The organism is Citrobacter sp. U14242 (genome assembly GCF_046555775.1).
Lineage (GTDB): Bacteria > Pseudomonadota > Gammaproteobacteria > Enterobacterales > Enterobacteriaceae > Citrobacter.
On record NZ_JBKGLW010000001.1, the window covers coordinates 91,021 to 108,089 of the forward strand.

Consider the following 17,069-nt stretch of genomic DNA (forward strand, 5'->3'; position numbering starts at 1 on the left):
GAGAATAAACGTGGCAAAAAACATTCAAGCCATTCGCGGCATGAACGATTATCTGCCTGGCGAAACCGCCATCTGGCAGCGCATTGAAGGCACTCTCAAAAACGTGCTCGGCAGCTACGGTTACAGTGAAATCCGCTTGCCGATTGTAGAGCAGACCCCGTTATTCAAACGTGCGATCGGTGAAGTGACCGACGTCGTTGAAAAAGAGATGTATACCTTTGAGGACCGCAATGGCGATAGCCTGACCCTGCGTCCTGAAGGCACTGCGGGCTGCGTACGCGCCGGCATCGAACATGGTCTCCTGTACAATCAGGAACAGCGTCTGTGGTACATCGGGCCGATGTTCCGCCACGAACGTCCGCAAAAAGGACGTTATCGCCAATTCCATCAGTTGGGTGTCGAAGTGTTTGGTCTGCAAGGACCGGACATTGATGCTGAACTGATTATGCTGACTGCCCGCTGGTGGCGTGCACTGGGTATTTCCCAGCATGTTAGCCTTGAGCTGAACTCTATTGGTTCGCTTGAAGCGCGTGCTAACTACCGTGATGCGCTGGTCGCCTACCTGGAACAGCACAAAGAAAAACTGGACGAAGATTGCAAGCGCCGCATGTACACCAACCCGCTGCGCGTGCTCGACTCCAAAAACCCGGAAGTGCAGGCGCTGCTGAACGATGCCCCTGCACTGGGTGACTATCTGGATGACGATTCTCGCGAACATTTCGCGGGCCTGTGCAAGCTGCTGGAATCCGCAGGAATTGCCTATACCGTTAATCAGCGCCTGGTTCGTGGTCTCGACTACTACAACCGCACCGTATTTGAGTGGGTAACCAACAGCCTGGGCTCACAGGGTACCGTATGTGCAGGTGGTCGTTATGATGGCCTGGTTGAGCAACTTGGCGGTCGTGCTACGCCAGCGGTAGGCTTTGCTATGGGTCTTGAACGACTTGTTTTGTTAGTTCAGGCAGTTAATCCGGAATTTAACGCAGATCCTGTTGTCGATATATACCTGGTTGCTTCAGGTGCGGATACACAGTCGGCTGCGATGCGGCTTGCTGAACGTCTGCGTGATGAAGTTCCCGGTGTGAAACTGATGACTAACCACGGTGGCGGCAACTTTAAGAAACAGTTTGCTCGCGCCGATAAGTGGGGCGCCCGCGTTGCACTGGTACTGGGTGAGTCCGAAGTGGCTGACGGTACCGTTGTAGTGAAGGATTTGCGCTCTGGTGAGCAAACGGCAGTAGCGCAGGATAGCGTTGCCACGCATTTGCGCACTCTACTGGGCTAAGGAGAAGGACAGCGTGGAAATTTACGAGAACGAACACGACCAGGTTGATGCGGTAAAACGCTTCTTTGCTGAAAACGGCAAAGCGCTGGCTGTTGGGGTAATTTTAGGGGTTGGCGCGCTGGTCGGCTGGCGTTACTGGACCAGTCATCAGACGGAGTCCGCACGTTCTGCTTCTCTGGCATATCAAAATACGGTGACTGCGGTTAGCGCAGGTAAGCCTGATAGCATTCCTGCCGCAGAGAAATTTGCAGCGGAAAACAAAAACACCTATGGCGCGTTAGCGTCAATGGAACTGGCACAGCAGTTTGTTGACCAAAACGAACTAGAGAAAGCCGCGGCCCAGTTACAACAAGGCCTGGCCGCAACCAGCGATGAGAATCTCAACGCGGTGCTTAATCTGCGTCTTGCGCGTGTTCAGGTTCAGCTTAAGCAGGCTGATACCGCGCTAAAAACACTTGATACCATTAAAGGTGAAGGGTGGGCGGCAATTGTGGCCGATCTGCGTGGTGAAGCGTTGCTTAGCAAAGGCGACAAACAAGGTGCGCGTAGCGCATGGGAAGCGGGTGTGAAAAGCGATGCCTCTCCTGCTCTGAGCGAAATGATGCAGATGAAAATCAATAATTTGTCCATCTGAGAGGGACCCGATGCAATTGCGTAAATTACTTCTGCCAGGGCTGCTTTCCGTTACCCTATTGAGCGGCTGTTCACTGTTTAGTGGCGAAGAAGATGTCGTTAAGATGTCCCCGTTACCGGTGGTTGAAAACCAGTTTACTCCGTCTACTGCCTGGAGCACGTCTGTAGGTAACGGTATTGGTGATTTCTACTCTAACCTTCATCCTGCGCTGGCGGATAACGTGGTCTATGCAGCCTCTCGCGCCGGTGTGGTGAAAGCGCTGAACGCAGACGACGGCAAAGAGGTCTGGTCTGTTAATCTGGGTGAGAAAGACGGTTGGTTCTCCCGTGCATCAGCTCAGCTTTCTGGCGGTGTAACCGTGTCGGGCGGCCATGTTTATATTGGCAGCGAAAAAGCACAGGTTTATGCACTTAACACCAGTGACGGTACAACCGCATGGCAAACGAAAGTTGCCGGTGAAGCGTTGTCTCGCCCGGTGGTGAGCGATGGCGTGGTATTGATCCATACCAGTAACGGTCAGTTGCAGGCATTGAACGAAGCTGACGGCGCTATCAAATGGACCGTGAACCTCGACATGCCATCACTTTCCTTACGTGGTGAATCCGCTCCGGCGACCGCCTTTGGCGCAGCTATTGTGGGTGGCGATAATGGTCGCGTAAGTGCCGTACTGATGCAGCAGGGTCAGATGATTTGGCAGCAGCGTATCTCTCAGGCGACTGGCCCAACCGAAATCGACCGTCTGAGTGATGTCGATACCACGCCGGTTATCGTCAATGGCGTAGTTTACGCACTGGCTTATAATGGTAACCTGACGGCGCTGGATCTGCGCAGTGGTCAGATCATGTGGAAACGTGAGCTCGGCTCGGTGAATGATTTCATCGTCGATGGTAATCGTATCTATCTGGTTGATCAGAATGACCGCGTGCTGGCGCTGACTACCGATGGTGGCGTGACGCTGTGGACGCAAAGCGATCTGCTGCACCGTCTGCTGACGTCTCCGGCTCTGTATAACGGCAACCTGGTCGTAGGTGATAGCGAAGGCTACCTGCACTGGATTAACGTTGAAGATGGTCGCTTTGTCGCTCAGCAGAAAGTCGACAGCTCAGGTTTCCTGACCGAGCCGGTTTCTGCTGATGGTAAACTGCTGATCCAGGCGAAAGACGGTACGTTGTACTCCATTACGCGTTAATCGTCCTGGCCGCTCGCTTTGAAAAACGGCTCCTGGTGCAGGGGCCGTTTTACTGTTTTTAACAATGGCGCAAAAAGAGTGTCCATTGTCTGATGATTTTTTAAATGAGGCTTTAAACATGGTACCTGTGGTCGCGCTTGTCGGGCGCCCTAACGTTGGCAAATCCACGTTATTTAACCGTCTAACTCGCACCCGAGATGCGCTGGTTGCGGATTTCCCGGGTCTGACTCGTGACCGTAAGTACGGTCGTGCGGAAATTGAAGGCCGCGAGTTTATCTGCATTGATACTGGCGGTATTGATGGCACCGAAGACGGTGTTGAAACCCGTATGGCTGAGCAGTCGTTGCTGGCTATCGAAGAAGCTGACGTTGTGCTGTTCATGGTGGATGCGCGTGCTGGTCTGATGCCGGCAGATGAAGCCATTGCCAAGCATCTGCGTGCGCGCCAGAAACCAACCTTCCTCGTTGCCAACAAAACTGACGGACTCGATCCGGATCAGGCCGTTGTCGATTTTTACTCACTGGGGCTGGGTGAAATTTACCCCATCGCGGCTTCCCATGGTCGTGGTGTCCTTAGCCTGCTGGAGCACGTTCTGCTCCCGTGGATGGACGATGTCGCGCCGCAGGAAGAAGTCGATGAAGATGCGGAATACTGGGCGAAACTGGAAGCCGAAGAAAATGGCGAAGAAGAGCCTGAAGATGATTTCAATCCGCAGGATCTGCCCATCAAACTGGCAATTGTCGGGCGCCCGAACGTAGGTAAGTCCACACTGACTAACCGTATTCTCGGTGAAGACCGCGTGGTGGTTTACGATATGCCGGGGACCACGCGCGACAGTATTTATATTCCGATGGAACGTGATGAGCGCGAATATGTGCTGATTGATACTGCAGGTGTACGTAAGCGCGGTAAAATTACCGAGGCGGTAGAAAAGTTCTCCGTAATCAAAACGTTGCAGGCAATTGAAGATGCCAACGTGGTGATGCTGGTGATTGACGCCCGCGAAGGGATCTCCGATCAGGACCTCTCGCTGCTGGGCTTTATCCTCAATAGTGGGCGCTCACTTGTTATCGTCGTCAACAAATGGGACGGCCTGACGCAGGAAGTGAAAGAACAGGTAAAAGAGACGCTGGACTTCCGCCTGGGCTTTATCGATTTTGCCCGTGTTCACTTTATTTCCGCGTTGCACGGCAGCGGTGTAGGTAACCTGTTCGAATCCGTGCGCGAAGCGTATGACAGCTCAACTCGCCGCGTTAGCACCGCGATGCTGACCCGCATCATGACCATGGCGGTAGAAGACCATCAGCCGCCGCTGGTACGTGGTCGCCGTGTGAAGCTTAAGTATGCGCACGCCGGTGGTTATAACCCGCCTATTGTGGTGATTCACGGTAACCAGGTGAAAGACCTGCCGGATTCATACAAGCGCTATCTGATGAACTACTTCCGCAAATCACTGGAAGTAATGGGTACACCAATTCGTATTCAGTTCAAAGAAGGGGAAAACCCGTTTGCGAACAAACGTAATACACTGACACCAACGCAGATGCGTAAGCGTAAGCGTTTGATTAAGCACATCAAAAAAAGCAAGTAACTCCTGCTGATGGCAATAGGGGCCCGCGTAAATCGCGGGCTTTTTTTTCGCCCTTTTTTAGCCTGTACCTGTCTGTTTGCTGTCAATGACTATTCGCTTTTTACCAAGTTTAAATCTAAGAAAGTAGACAATTGTCGAATTTTCATCTTAAAGTCACCGGGTTGGTACTAGACAAAACTACTGTCAGGTTATCAAATGGTTAAATAACTCTTCGCCGTATGTAAAAAATCGACCAGCTACGTAACTGGCCGGCGTACATCACGGTGTTTACAAGCACACGACATATTTTTCGGGAGAATTATGCAATCCTCTGTTAATCAAAAAGAAAGCCGAACGTTCTTCGGTCATCCTTATCCGCTCGGCTCATTGTTTTTCACTGAGATGTGGGAGCGTTTTTCGTTTTATGGCATTCGCCCGTTACTGATCCTGTTTATGGCTGCTACTGTTTATGACGGCGGTATGGGGCTGGCGCGTGAAAATGCGTCGGCGATTGTCGGTATCTTTGCCGGTACCATGTATCTTGCCGCACTGCCGGGCGGCTGGCTGGCGGATAACTGGCTTGGTCAGCAAAGAGCGGTCTGGTATGGATCTATCCTGATTGCCCTCGGCCATCTATCGATTGCGCTCTCTGCCATCATGGGTGACAACCTGTTCTTTATCGGCCTGATGTTTATCGTGCTCGGCTCAGGTCTGTTCAAGACCTGTATTTCGGTAATGGTTGGGACGCTGTATAAAAAAGGCGATGCGCGTCGTGATGGCGGTTTCTCGCTGTTCTACATGGGTATCAATATGGGCTCCTTCATTGCGCCGTTGATCTCCGGGTGGCTGATTAAATCTCATGGCTGGCATTGGGGCTTTGGTATTGGTGGCATCGGGATGCTGGTTGCGTTGATTATCTTCCGCGTGTTTGCTGTTCCGGCGATGAAACGCTACGACAGCGAAGTCGGGCTGGACTCTACCTGGAACAGCCCGGTAGTTAAAAGAAAGGGCGTAGGCACGTGGTTGTTGGCGCTGGCGGTAGGTGTGGCTGTCATTGTTACCCTGATAGCTCAAGGTGTGATTGTGATTAACCCGGTCGCGGTAGCCAGCGTGTTGGTGTATGTGATTGCGGCATCCGTGGCCCTCTACTTCATCTACCTGTTTGTCTTTGCTGGCCTGAACCGTAAAGAGCGCGCCAGATTGTTGGTCTGCTTTATTCTGCTGGTTTCCGCCGCCTTCTTCTGGTCGGCATTTGAGCAAAAGCCAACGTCGTTTAACCTGTTCGCTAACGACTACACTAACCGTATGATCGGCGATTTTGAAATCCCGGCTGTCTGGTTCCAGTCGATTAACGCGCTGTTTATCATCCTGCTGGCCCCGGTCTTTAGCTGGGCGTGGCCGAAGCTTGCCAGCATGAACATTCGCCCGAGCAGTATCACTAAATTTGTTATCGGTATTCTGTGTGCCGCAGCGGGTTTTGGCCTGATGATGCTGGCAGCACAAAACGTGCTGAATAATGGCGGTGCAGGCGTTTCGCCTTTCTGGCTGGTGGGCAGCATCCTGATGCTGACACTGGGTGAACTGTGCCTGAGTCCGATTGGCCTGGCGACAATGACGCTGCTGGCGCCGGAAAGAATGCGCGGTCAGATGATGGGACTGTGGTTCTGTGCCAGTGCGCTGGGTAACCTGGCGGCGGGCCTGATTGGTGGTCACGTGAAGGCCGATCAGCTGGATATGCTGCCGGATCTGTTTGCGCGTTGCTCCATCGCGTTGATAATCTGTGCTGCGGTACTGGTAGTCCTCATTGTTCCGATACGCCGTATGCTGGAGAATGCGCAGACTAAACCGGTTACCAGCGCCTGATAACACCTCGACATTGCCGGGGCGGGCATTCTGCTCCGGCAATTCAATCAACGAGGTAAGAGTATGCTGTTAGGGTTTGTGGGGCTTGGCGCAGTGGTTGAAACGGCATACCTGCCCGCACTACGTCACATGTTCGGTGATTCACTCCGCTGTGTGGGATTTGATGTGCAACCCGCAAAACAGCCGGCTGGCGTGACACGCTGCGCATCGCTCGCTGAGCTTCTTTTAAAACCGCTTGATACCCTGTTTATCACCACCGCATCCCTGCACCATCTTGAGGTGCTGGAACAGGCGCTGGCCGCTCCCATCGCACGAATCGTGGTCGAAAAACCGATTGTCGCCACGCTTTCCCAAATTGAAAAACTGAAAATGCTGCTGGTTCAACCCGGTGTCGCTGATCGCGTACTGGCGCTAGACCATTGGATGGCGCGTACTGGCGCACTGCAACTGGCATTGGGGAAACTCGGGGCGCAGTGGCAGGGCGATAACCCACAACCGGCACTGGTTTCCCACTTTTCGGACATTGTTAAAATTGAAGGATTCTTGCAGGAGCCAAGCGGGTTTAACACCGCCGGGGAACCTATCGCGCTCAACTTTGCCACCGGTGAGCCGGATACGCGCGAGCTTCGCCATCCGGATGGCGTGATTCTGGACATTGGTACGCACGTGCTGGCAATGTTGCGTGAAACGGTACGTTACCTGGGCGGCAATGACAGTATGACTTTGCAGGTGAAGCGCGCTAAAGACCGTCTGGGACGAGATATCGCTCAGGGGGACCTGATCACGGCGGAAGGAGAGGCGCATTTACAGGGACAGATTAGCGGTATACCGCTGGATATCTGGCTGAATAAATACGCGGGTCCAACTGGCGGACAAAAAGGCCTGCGCCTGTATCTGAGCGATGGTCGTATCATCAGCCATGACCGGCGCGGCACCGGGGATGTGCTTGAATTGATTGACGGTGATGCTGTGCGTCGCTGGAGGCTTCCCGGTACGATTTATGCTCACTGTCTGGCAGAGTACATTCTGGGGGGGCAAAGCCTGTTTGAACGCAGCCCACAGGAGGTGGGACGCAAGACACTACGCAGGCTTGACGAAGTCGAGTACTTGCTAACGTTACAGCAACAGTTGCGTGGGCCACATTAAGTGTATCATGTTAATATCAAAGCAATAATGCATTCCCTGTAAGGAGTCACCATGTCGATTAACTGCCCGGATTGTCATGCTCAACTGGAGCCACAAAACGGTGTGGCACACTGTGAGCGCTGTAATAAAGATATTCCGTTAGAAGCGCGCTGTCCGGAGTGCCATCAACCGCTCCAGGTATTAAAAGCCTGCGGAGCGGTGGATTACTTCTGTCAGAATGGCCATGGGCTGATTTCGAAGAAACGCGTGGCGTTTGCGCCGGTTTAATCCGGCTTTTTCTTACGCGTTTTCTTTGCCGCCGTTATGCCTTTTACTTCACTCACGACCCAGCCATCTGACAGTCGGGTCGTGAGCACATCACCAGCCTTCACTTGTTTGGTCTGCTTCAGCACGTTGCCGTCCGTCGCGGTAGTGACACTATAGCCGCGCGCCAGCGTAGCTAACGGGCTGACAGCTTCCAGATGCGTTACCGTATTACCGAAGCGTTCACGTTGCTCGCTCAGCCGTGTACGAATGTTCTGTGCCAGACGATGTTCCAGTTGCTGAATACGCGTCTGGCCACGATAAATTCGAGGCTGTGGGTTTTGCTGGTTCAATCGTTGGGTAATACGCAACTGACGTGACGCCGAGCGTTTTAGTTGATTATCCAGTGCGAAGTTCATCCGCTGACGCAGACGCTCAAGTGAGGTCTGCTGGCGTGCCAGACGCAACTGAGGGTGCTGTTGTTGCAAGCGATGATGGATCTGAGTAAAGCGACGGGTACGGTTGGCAAGATAGTAATCCATCGCCATTCCCAGGCGTTGCTGTACAGACTGAATCTGACGTAACAACTCCTGTTGATTGCGGCTGACAATTTCGGCTGCCGCAGACGGCGTTGGTGCGCGCAGGTCGCCAACAAAATCAGCGATGGTCACGTCGGTTTCATGTCCGACGGCGCTGACCACGGGAATTGCACTGGCAAAAATCGCGCGCGCCACGCGTTCGTCGTTAAAGCTCCACAAATCTTCCAGTGAACCGCCGCCACGCCCGACGATTAAAACATCGCACTCCTGACGTGCGTTAGCCAGTTCAATGGCACGTACGATCTGGGCTGGTGCATCATCACCCTGCACGGCGGTTGGGTAAATTATCACGGGCAGGGAAGGGTCACGACGCTTCAGTACGTGGAGAATATCGTGCAGCGCAGCGCCGGTTTTTGAGGTGATCACCCCGACGCAGTGGGCCGGTGAGGGCAGTGATTTCTTGAACTGCTGATCAAACAATCCTTCAGCTTGTAGCTTCGCTTTGAGTTGTTCGTATTTCTGCTGCAGCAAACCTTCACCCGCAGGCTGCATGCTCTCAACGATAATCTGGTAGTCACCGCGCGGTTCATACAGCGTAATATTGGCGCGCACCAGCACTTGTTGTCCGTGCTGGGGACGAAACGTCACACGACGGTTGCTGTTGCGAAACATCGCGCAGCGTACCTGAGCGGTATCGTCTTTTAAGGTGAAGTACCAGTGTCCGGACGAGGGCTGAGTGAAATTCGAGATTTCACCGCTGATCCAGACTTGTCCCATCTCCTGCTCAAGCAGCAGACGTACCGTCTGATTCAGGCGGCTTACGGTAAAAATTGAGGTGGTCTGAGAGGATAACATGTGAGCGGGATCAAATTCTAAATCAGCAGGTTATTCAATCGAAAGTAACATGCTCACAGAGGAGCGCAAGGTTTTTTTGCAAAAAAGTGTGGATGCAATCGGTTACGCTCTGTATAATGCCGCGGCAATATTTAATAACCTCCCAGGTGAGATATTGCCCATGCTACGTATCGCTAAAGAAGCCCTGACGTTTGACGACGTCCTCCTCGTTCCCGCTCATTCTACCGTTCTGCCGAATACAGCTGACCTCAGCACGCAGTTGACGAAAACCATTCGCCTGAACATTCCTATGCTCTCTGCGGCAATGGACACCGTGACGGAAGCACGCCTGGCAATTGCCCTGGCTCAGGAAGGCGGCATCGGTTTTATCCACAAAAACATGTCCATCGAGCGCCAGGCCGAAGAAGTTAAACGTGTGAAAAAACACGAATCTGGCGTGGTGACTGACCCTCAGACCGTACTGCCAACCACCACGCTGCGTGAAGTGAAAGAACTGACCGAGCGTAATGGCTTTGCAGGCTACCCGGTTGTAACGGAAGACAACGAACTGGTCGGTATCATCACTGGTCGTGACGTACGCTTTGTTACCGACCTCAGCCAGCCGGTTAGCGTTTACATGACGCCGAAAGAGCGTCTGGTCACTGTACGTGAAGGTGAAGCGCGTGATGTTGTGTTTGCAAAAATGCACGAAAAACGTGTTGAGAAAGCGCTGGTCGTTGATGACAGCTTCCATCTTCTCGGCATGATCACCGTAAAAGATTTCCAGAAAGCAGAACGTAAACCTAACGCCTGTAAAGATGAGCATGGTCGTCTGCGCGTGGGTGCTGCGGTTGGTGCCGGCGCAGGAAATGAAGAGCGTGTTGATGCGCTGGTTGCCGCCGGTGTTGACGTTCTGCTGATCGACTCCTCTCATGGCCACTCTGAAGGTGTTCTGCAGCGTATCCGCGAAACACGTGCAAAATACCCGGATCTGCAGATCATCGGCGGCAACGTTGCGACGGGTGCCGGTGCGCGCGCTCTGGCTGAAGCAGGCTGTAGCGCAGTTAAAGTCGGTATCGGTCCTGGCTCCATCTGTACTACCCGTATCGTTACCGGTGTGGGCGTTCCGCAGATTACCGCCGTTTCTGATGCGGTTGCAGCACTGGAAGGGACAGGCATTCCGGTTATCGCCGACGGCGGTATTCGTTTCTCTGGCGACATTGCTAAAGCGATTGCTGCAGGTGCTGCTGCTGTCATGGTGGGTTCTATGCTGGCAGGTACCGAAGAGTCTCCGGGAGAAATCGAACTGTACCAGGGGCGTTCTTACAAGTCTTACCGTGGTATGGGGTCCCTGGGTGCGATGTCCAAAGGTTCTTCTGACCGTTATTTCCAGAGCGATAACGCTGCTGACAAACTGGTTCCGGAAGGTATCGAAGGCCGTGTGGCGTATAAAGGTCGCCTGAAAGAGATCATTCACCAGCAGATGGGCGGCCTGCGCTCCTGTATGGGTCTGACCGGCTGTGGTACTATCGACGCGCTGCGTACTCAGGCTGAATTTGTCCGTATCAGTGGTGCGGGTATTCAGGAAAGTCACGTTCACGATGTGACCATCACCAAAGAGTCCCCTAACTACCGCATGGGCTCCTGATAAGTTTCCGCGCCCGGCTCTATGCCGGGCGAATTTGTTTCACTTGCCTCGGAATTAGCGTCAATGACAGACAATATTCATAAACATCGCATTCTCATCCTCGATTTCGGATCGCAGTACACTCAGCTGGTTGCACGTCGCGTACGTGAACTGGGCGTCTACTGTGAGCTGTGGGCATGGGATGTTACGGAAGCACAAATTCGCGAATTCAACCCAAGCGGTATTATTCTTTCCGGTGGTCCGGAAAGTACCACCGAAGCAAACAGCCCACGTGCACCAGAGTACGTGTTCAATGCTGGCGTGCCGGTCTTTGGCGTGTGCTATGGCATGCAGACCATGGCAATGCAACTGGGTGGACATGTTGAAGGTTCTAACGAGCGTGAGTTCGGTTATGCACAGGTTGAGGTCCAGACCGATAGCGCGCTGATCCGTGGTATCGAAGACTCCCTGACTGCAGAAGGCAAACCTCTGCTGGACGTATGGATGAGCCACGGCGATAAAGTGACTGCTATCCCGGAAGGTTTTGTTACCGTTGCCAGCACCGACAGTTGCCCGTTCGCCATCATGGCGCATGAAGAAAAACGCTTCTACGGTGTACAGTTCCATCCGGAAGTGACCCATACCCGTCAGGGTATGCGTATGCTGGAGCGCTTTGTGCGTGACATCTGCCAGTGTGAAGCGCTGTGGACGCCGGAAAAAATCATCGACGACGCCGTGGCACGTATTCGTGAGCAGGTTGGTAATGACAAAGTGATCCTCGGTCTGTCCGGTGGCGTTGACTCCTCCGTTACCGCCATGCTGCTGCACCGCGCCATTGGCAAAAACCTGACCTGCGTCTTCGTGGATAACGGTCTGCTGCGTCTGAACGAAGCCCAGCAAGTGATGGATATGTTCGGTGACCATTTCGGTCTGAACATTGTTCATGTCGAAGGCGAGCAGCGTTTCCTGGATGCGCTGAAAGGCGAGAACGATCCGGAAGCCAAGCGTAAAATCATCGGTCGTGTGTTCGTTGAAGTGTTCGATGAAGAAGCACTGAAACTGGAAGACGTTAAATGGCTGGCGCAGGGCACTATCTACCCGGACGTGATCGAATCTGCGGCTTCGGCAACCGGTAAAGCCCACGTCATCAAATCTCACCACAACGTCGGCGGCCTGCCGAAAGAGATGAAGATGGGGCTTGTTGAACCGCTGCGTGAGCTGTTCAAAGACGAAGTGCGTAAAATTGGTCTGGAACTGGGTCTGCCATACGACATGCTGTACCGTCACCCGTTCCCGGGACCCGGTCTGGGCGTACGTGTGCTGGGCGAAGTGAAGAAAGAGTACTGCGACCTGCTGCGTCGTGCGGACGCTATCTTCATTGAAGAGCTGCACAAAGCTGACCTGTACAACAAAGTGAGCCAGGCATTCACCGTGTTCCTGCCGGTTCGTTCCGTTGGCGTAATGGGTGATGGCCGTAAGTACGACTGGGTGGTTTCCCTGCGTGCGGTTGAAACCATCGACTTTATGACCGCGCACTGGGCGCACCTGCCGTATGACTTCCTGGGCCGTGTGTCTAACCGCATCATCAATGAAGTGAACGGTATCTCCCGCGTGGTGTATGACATCAGCGGTAAGCCGCCAGCAACCATTGAGTGGGAATAAGCCGATAACCCTTCCTGAGTTTTCATGAACAGGTAAAACTGCAATCAACCCTCTGTTTTTACAGGGGGTTTTTATTTATGCATAAGAATTATACGGCTGGTCTTAACCTGGCCTGTAATTCAATGCTTTCCCTTTGCTCATAGCATAAACAGCCCGCTACCAACATAATGTCGCGCGCGTTGCCTACATCTCACGAAGGGTGTGCGGCTTGCGTGCTTCAAAGCATGCTGGTTGGCTGTATTACCCGTACAATATGTCCGCGTATGAGATTGTGTAGAATATAAAAAGGGCCACGATGTGGCCCGAGATATGCTTTGAACGCTTGTTACGTGATATTTAGTCTTCTGTTTGCCAGAGATCATCTCCTTGCAACGCCTTGTCTGCCGTTTGTTGTGAAGGTTGTGAAGGTTGTGAAGGTTGTGAAGGTTGTGATGAAGGTTGTGCTGGTGTTTGGGCGGGTTCTGCCTGTGTTTGTGCTGACTCTGCTGGTGCGTTTACGTTAGTAGATACAGGCGAGAAATGATTTATAAATGCTAAACCCAAAGCTTGCTGGTCTTTTCTATAATCGTCACCAGCATTGCCCCGTAGCCCCTCATTTCCCTGCTGCGAATATAAACCCCATGCATTAGGTGTAGTTTGCAGGTAATTCCCTGGCTGAAAGGCGTAGGTATCAGCACCAGCTGGACAATTGTTGTCTATAGTCATTACATGTCTGAACATGTCGCTGATTTCCTGAAATGCGGCTTTATTTTCAGGGCTAAGAGTATCTTTCCAGTCGCTGATCACTTTGTCCAGAACCTTATCTCGGTTGGCCTTATTATCATTAGTCATTATGGCGAGAAATTTCTCAGGGGGAATTTTAGGCCCATGTTCTCTCATAAAATATAAGGTATATAGTCCTACAGTGTTGATATCAGAGTGTGTTAACTCTGGCTTTTGTAAATCCACTTTAAGTCTTGATACAGTCATCTCAATATTTTTGCTATCGCTACGGAGAAAACTGTCGCAATCTTCTTTATTATTAATTGACGTACATATTTTTGAACACAACTTGTGCATATTTGAGTCCATTCCCGGCTCAGGTTTCTGCTCAAGAAAATTTTGTATTTCTTTGATTTGTATGCCGATTATAACTTGCTGTCTACTCCTGTGTTCTGTTTTTAGATCGGAATAGTAACTGTTGATACGACTAAGTTCTTTTTTCATAGGTGCATTTTTATTAGGATTGTCACCATTAAAACTGATGATTTTATCATTTATAGCTTCTATTCTATTATTGAGAATATTTAAATCCGCTGTGTTAATAAATACGGTTAGCTTTGTTGTGGGTTGTTGTTCATTAAATTTTTTGAATCCTTTTATGTCCTTTAAAGTGGACTTAATCTCTAGTTTTATCTCATGCTTTATATGTGCCCGATTTGCGATATTATGAATGCGTTCACCAAGAGAATGTTTCTTTTCGCTAGCAAATGATTCTAGTCGGTTTATAGTACTAAATACGTTTGATTCTAGTCGGTTTATAGTACTAAATACGTTACCTGTGATTTTATTCATGTGCATTGTGCTTTTCCTCTTTTTTGTACATGTAAAGAACTATATTCAGGAGATATCATGGCGTATATTACATAGCATGACTTTCAAAAAGTGCTCCTGCTAACGATTAGCCATCTCAGATGACAGCGGTAGCAAGCGCTTTTTTAAATATTTATTTATATATTTCATGAATGAAAATAGCGATAATTACCGTGTGTTTTAACTGCAATGTATTCATCATTTAAAATAAAATGAATTAAATTATGGATGGCCATGATATTTTTATGGGGGAAATTCTCGACAAAATTCCCGAAGAGAATCGCGAACAGTTTTTAGAGGATTTGTTTTCAACTAATGCAACGCGTAAGCAGATGTACGGCATTCCAGATAGGCTGATGAACGGTTTTTATGCCTGTGCGTTTATTTTCAATTTGATGGTAAATGGAATGAATAAAGTTATAGCACCTTTTATTTCTTTTGGAATCTCTGTTGCTTTAGTTTTGCAATATCTGCAATTATCTGGTATTGCACAAAGAGAAAATACTAGCATTTAGAGTGATTGCTACGAGAAGTTATGTTGTTATTTATATTGCTTTTATGATGGATATCAGGCTAATTAATTTTGCCATAAACTTGCTCAATATACTTCCCTCATCCATCCCCATGCCCCAGATCCGTTGAAGACACCGCCAGTGCCTCTTTGTGGCTTAACCCCTGCTCCTCATAATAGCGGATCGCGTCCTGTGCCCTGGCATAGCGTAGGGAGTGAGGGGAGTATTCTCCCGTCAGCCCGGCATCGCGAAGATGGTTGTGCCAGTAGTCCATCGCGGATTTCAGATCCGGCTTGTCAATCAGATGCCCGTCACGCTCCCCGGCAATATTCAGCGCCTCTTTCACCGCCAGGCGAAGCGCTTCCCTGTCAATCACCTGCGTCATGCGCGGTCGCTCACCTTTGGTGCCGAAGATCACTGACAGACGTTCATCCCCTTTTTCCAGCTGTTTATCCCAGGTTTTCAGCGACTGACAGCACTGTACCGTTTCCTGTCCACGCAGGCACATCACCTGCGCCAGTTGCAGGCTGGCCGCGAGGCCTGCGTCGGTAGAGCGCTACCTGTGGAAGTACTGCCACGGTATTTCCTTCTTGTGTATATCCCGTTGACATATCCCATAATTACCTTATGCTGACAATATGTACAAAACTTCACCGCCGGAGGCGAGAATGGAAAAGACAACCGTATTCAAAAGCAACCGTAGCCAGGCGGTGCGACTGCCAAAAGCGGTGGCTTTACCGGAGGATGTCAAACACGTGGATATCGTTGCGGTAGGGCGAACGCGCATTATTACTCCCGCAGGCGAAAGCTGGGACAGCTGGTTTGATGGTGAGAGCGTGACGTCTGACTTTATGGCCGCCCGTGAGCAGCCCGGTGACCAGGACAGGGAAGGGTTCTGATGCTCAAATTCATGCTGGATACCAATATCTGTATCTATACGATCAAAAATAAACCTCAGGCAGTCCGTGAGGCATTTAATCAGCATTATGGGCGGATGTGTATCAGTTCAGTCACGCTGATGGAACTGATTTACGGCGCGGAAAAGTCCGCCAGCCCGGAGAAAAACCTGCGCGTGGTTGAAGGATTTATCGCCCGGCTGGAGGTGCTGAATTATGGTATCGACGCGGCGGTACAGACAGGGCAAATCCGGGCAGAACTGGCAAGAGCAGGTACACCCGTTGGCCCGTATGACAGCATGATTGCGGCCCACGCCCGCGCACTCGGTTTAATTCTGGTGACGAACAATACTCGTGAGTTCGAACGTATTAATGGATTACGTCTGGAGGACTGGAGTATCAGCTAATCCATTTAGTTTAAAGGCAATGTCAGGGGTTGATAGGATTGTTAATAACTTATCTGGCTCAGTATTCAGAATACTGGCGCAGAGAAATTCTCTGCGCCGTTTACTTAAACATTTTCAGGTTTGTCGCTCTCCAGATGAGATGGCCGGGTTCTAACAGCGACTACTGTGCCTCTTTACCCACGGCCGTAATGAGGTAGCTGTATCCGGCCAGCAGCAGGGGGGCTCCGGGCAGAATGAACATTAGAAAAAATATAAGACCCTGCTGAATATAAAACGGTAAAAGGCTCATATAAGTTTTAAATAACATATTAAATATAAATGCACGGACTATTTATATTAATTAATGGTATTTATTAGCGGTTATCTGTGCTTTGTTCGTTTTTTTATGTCCAAAAAACATGATTTGCCAGGGGCAATATGCTGGGTTATAAAAATAGTGTGATGAAGGGACTCAAATCCCTTACCGGATGGTTAAAAGTCAGGTGATTAGCCATCCGGTAAGGAATCTTAAGACTGGGATATCACAGATACGAGCGATCAGCGTTGGTCAGTTTGTGCAGGGGAAGTCTGTTGCGGCAGGGTGGTCTGCTGGGATTCTTTCTTGTCCTGGTGGTGGTGCCACGCACCGATAGCAGAGTAGACGAAGCGTCCAAAGAAGAAGAGAAAGCTGATAAGCAGTACGATCCGGATCATGCGACTGTTAAATCGGTGTCGTTTTCGTAGGCTGGTAACCTGGCTCACAAAGGGTTCCTTTAAGTGTGCCCAACGATGGGCGATGCTTACATTAAGGCACACTAAGAGGGAATGGTCAATTCATCATTATGTAAAACTGCATCAGTTGTTTTATCTTCTTATGTTATGAAAGATAATTTTATTATTTGCATTAATAATGAATAAACGATCATAAATAAAGAAAAAAGTAATAATTGATTAATGGTGGATGTTTTTTTTGACATATATCAAACCTCATCGGTTATCCGTAACTAAAATCAATGAGTCATTGTGATGTGTATTACATCATCGTTTTAAAGTCAGGTGGGATGCCTGTCTTAATGTCCTTCACAGAAAATACCCCTGCATGACGTGAGGG

General features: G+C 50.6%; 15 protein-coding genes and 1 pseudogene. 12 read left to right on the top strand and 4 right to left on the bottom strand.

The genetic code is table 11. The annotated features are described in order from the left end of the window. Positions 1 to 10: 10 nt before the first annotated feature. From hisS to ACLJXE_RS00445, 7 genes are all read left to right on the top strand, one after another. Entirely contained in the window at positions 11 to 1,285 is a 1,275-nt protein-coding gene (gene hisS, locus ACLJXE_RS00415) for a histidine--tRNA ligase (protein ID WP_286628902.1), read from the top strand. Positions 1,286 to 1,298: 13 nt separating this feature from the next. Beyond that, complete coding sequence (locus tag ACLJXE_RS00420) at positions 1,299 to 1,919, top strand: YfgM family protein (protein WP_410749801.1); 621 nt, start codon at positions 1,299 to 1,301, stop codon at positions 1,917 to 1,919. A 10-nt stretch (positions 1,920 to 1,929) separates the two neighbouring features. After that, positions 1,930 to 3,108: an outer membrane protein assembly factor BamB gene (gene bamB / locus ACLJXE_RS00425; protein ID WP_286628904.1), complete on the top strand. Its 1,179-nt coding sequence runs from the start codon at positions 1,930 to 1,932 to the stop codon at positions 3,106 to 3,108. Between the two features lie 118 nt (positions 3,109 to 3,226). Further along, positions 3,227 to 4,699, top strand: a complete 1,473-nt coding sequence (gene der, locus ACLJXE_RS00430) for a ribosome biogenesis GTPase Der (RefSeq protein ID WP_271440698.1) — start codon at positions 3,227 to 3,229, stop codon at positions 4,697 to 4,699. A gap of 300 nt (positions 4,700 to 4,999) precedes the next feature. Then, positions 5,000 to 6,541: a peptide MFS transporter gene (locus tag ACLJXE_RS00435; protein WP_137384788.1), complete on the top strand. Its 1,542-nt coding sequence runs from the start codon at positions 5,000 to 5,002 to the stop codon at positions 6,539 to 6,541. 63 nt (positions 6,542 to 6,604) lie between these two features. Further along, on the top strand, positions 6,605 to 7,687 hold the full coding sequence (locus ACLJXE_RS00440; protein WP_410749802.1) for a Gfo/Idh/MocA family oxidoreductase: 1,083 nt from the start codon (positions 6,605 to 6,607) through the stop codon (positions 7,685 to 7,687). A 51-nt stretch (positions 7,688 to 7,738) separates the two neighbouring features. After that, a complete protein-coding gene (locus ACLJXE_RS00445; protein WP_410749803.1) occupies positions 7,739 to 7,954 on the top strand; it encodes a zinc ribbon domain-containing protein in 216 nt (71 codons plus the stop codon). Here ACLJXE_RS00445 and xseA read toward each other — a convergent pair. Then, on the bottom strand, positions 7,951 to 9,324 hold the full coding sequence (xseA, locus tag ACLJXE_RS00450) for an exodeoxyribonuclease VII large subunit (RefSeq protein ID WP_410749804.1): 1,374 nt from the start codon (positions 9,322 to 9,324) through the stop codon (positions 7,951 to 7,953). The two genes, ACLJXE_RS00445 and xseA, sit on opposite strands and share 4 nt — an antisense overlap. A 160-nt stretch (positions 9,325 to 9,484) precedes the next feature. On the opposite strand from xseA, the gene guaB reads away from it, so the two are divergent. Both guaB and guaA read left to right on the top strand, forming a co-directional pair. Then, the gene (gene guaB / locus ACLJXE_RS00455) at positions 9,485 to 10,951 is read left to right on the top strand and encodes an IMP dehydrogenase (protein ID WP_048210934.1); all 1,467 of its coding nucleotides are present in this window, start codon (positions 9,485 to 9,487) and stop codon (positions 10,949 to 10,951) included. Positions 10,952 to 11,014: 63 nt separating this feature from the next. Then, a complete protein-coding gene (guaA, locus tag ACLJXE_RS00460) occupies positions 11,015 to 12,592 on the top strand; it encodes a glutamine-hydrolyzing GMP synthase (protein WP_124021378.1) in 1,578 nt (525 codons plus the stop codon). A gap of 336 nt (positions 12,593 to 12,928) precedes the next feature. On the opposite strand, the gene ACLJXE_RS00465 is transcribed toward guaA, so the two are convergent. Further along, the gene (locus tag ACLJXE_RS00465) at positions 12,929 to 14,152 is read right to left on the bottom strand and encodes a hypothetical protein (RefSeq protein ID WP_410749805.1); all 1,224 of its coding nucleotides are present in this window, start codon (positions 14,150 to 14,152) and stop codon (positions 12,929 to 12,931) included. A gap of 236 nt (positions 14,153 to 14,388) precedes the next feature. On the opposite strand from ACLJXE_RS00465, the gene ACLJXE_RS00470 reads away from it, so the two are divergent. Then, positions 14,389 to 14,679: a hypothetical protein gene (locus ACLJXE_RS00470; RefSeq protein ID WP_410749806.1), complete on the top strand. Its 291-nt coding sequence runs from the start codon at positions 14,389 to 14,391 to the stop codon at positions 14,677 to 14,679. 97 nt (positions 14,680 to 14,776) lie between these two features. On the opposite strand, the pseudogene ACLJXE_RS00475 reads toward ACLJXE_RS00470, so the two are convergent. Then, positions 14,777 to 15,223: pseudogene (locus tag ACLJXE_RS00475) on the bottom strand (integrase domain-containing protein); the annotation flags it as partial. A gap of 121 nt (positions 15,224 to 15,344) precedes the next feature. Between ACLJXE_RS00475 and vapB the strand changes: the two are divergent. Both vapB and vapC read left to right on the top strand, forming a co-directional pair. Next, positions 15,345 to 15,575 carry a type II toxin-antitoxin system VapB family antitoxin gene (gene vapB, locus ACLJXE_RS00480; protein ID WP_004853165.1) on the top strand — a complete coding sequence of 77 codons (231 nt, stop codon included), beginning with the start codon at positions 15,345 to 15,347 and terminating at the stop codon, positions 15,573 to 15,575. After that, positions 15,575 to 15,979: a type II toxin-antitoxin system tRNA(fMet)-specific endonuclease VapC gene (vapC, locus tag ACLJXE_RS00485; protein ID WP_410749807.1), complete on the top strand. Its 405-nt coding sequence runs from the start codon at positions 15,575 to 15,577 to the stop codon at positions 15,977 to 15,979. Before vapB ends, vapC begins: the two co-directional genes overlap by 1 nt. 537 nt (positions 15,980 to 16,516) lie before the next feature. Here the strand turns inward: vapC and ACLJXE_RS00490 are convergent. Beyond that, the gene (locus ACLJXE_RS00490) at positions 16,517 to 16,720 is read right to left on the bottom strand and encodes a YfgG family protein (protein WP_410749808.1); all 204 of its coding nucleotides are present in this window, start codon (positions 16,718 to 16,720) and stop codon (positions 16,517 to 16,519) included. Positions 16,721 to 17,069: the final 349 nt, after the last annotated feature.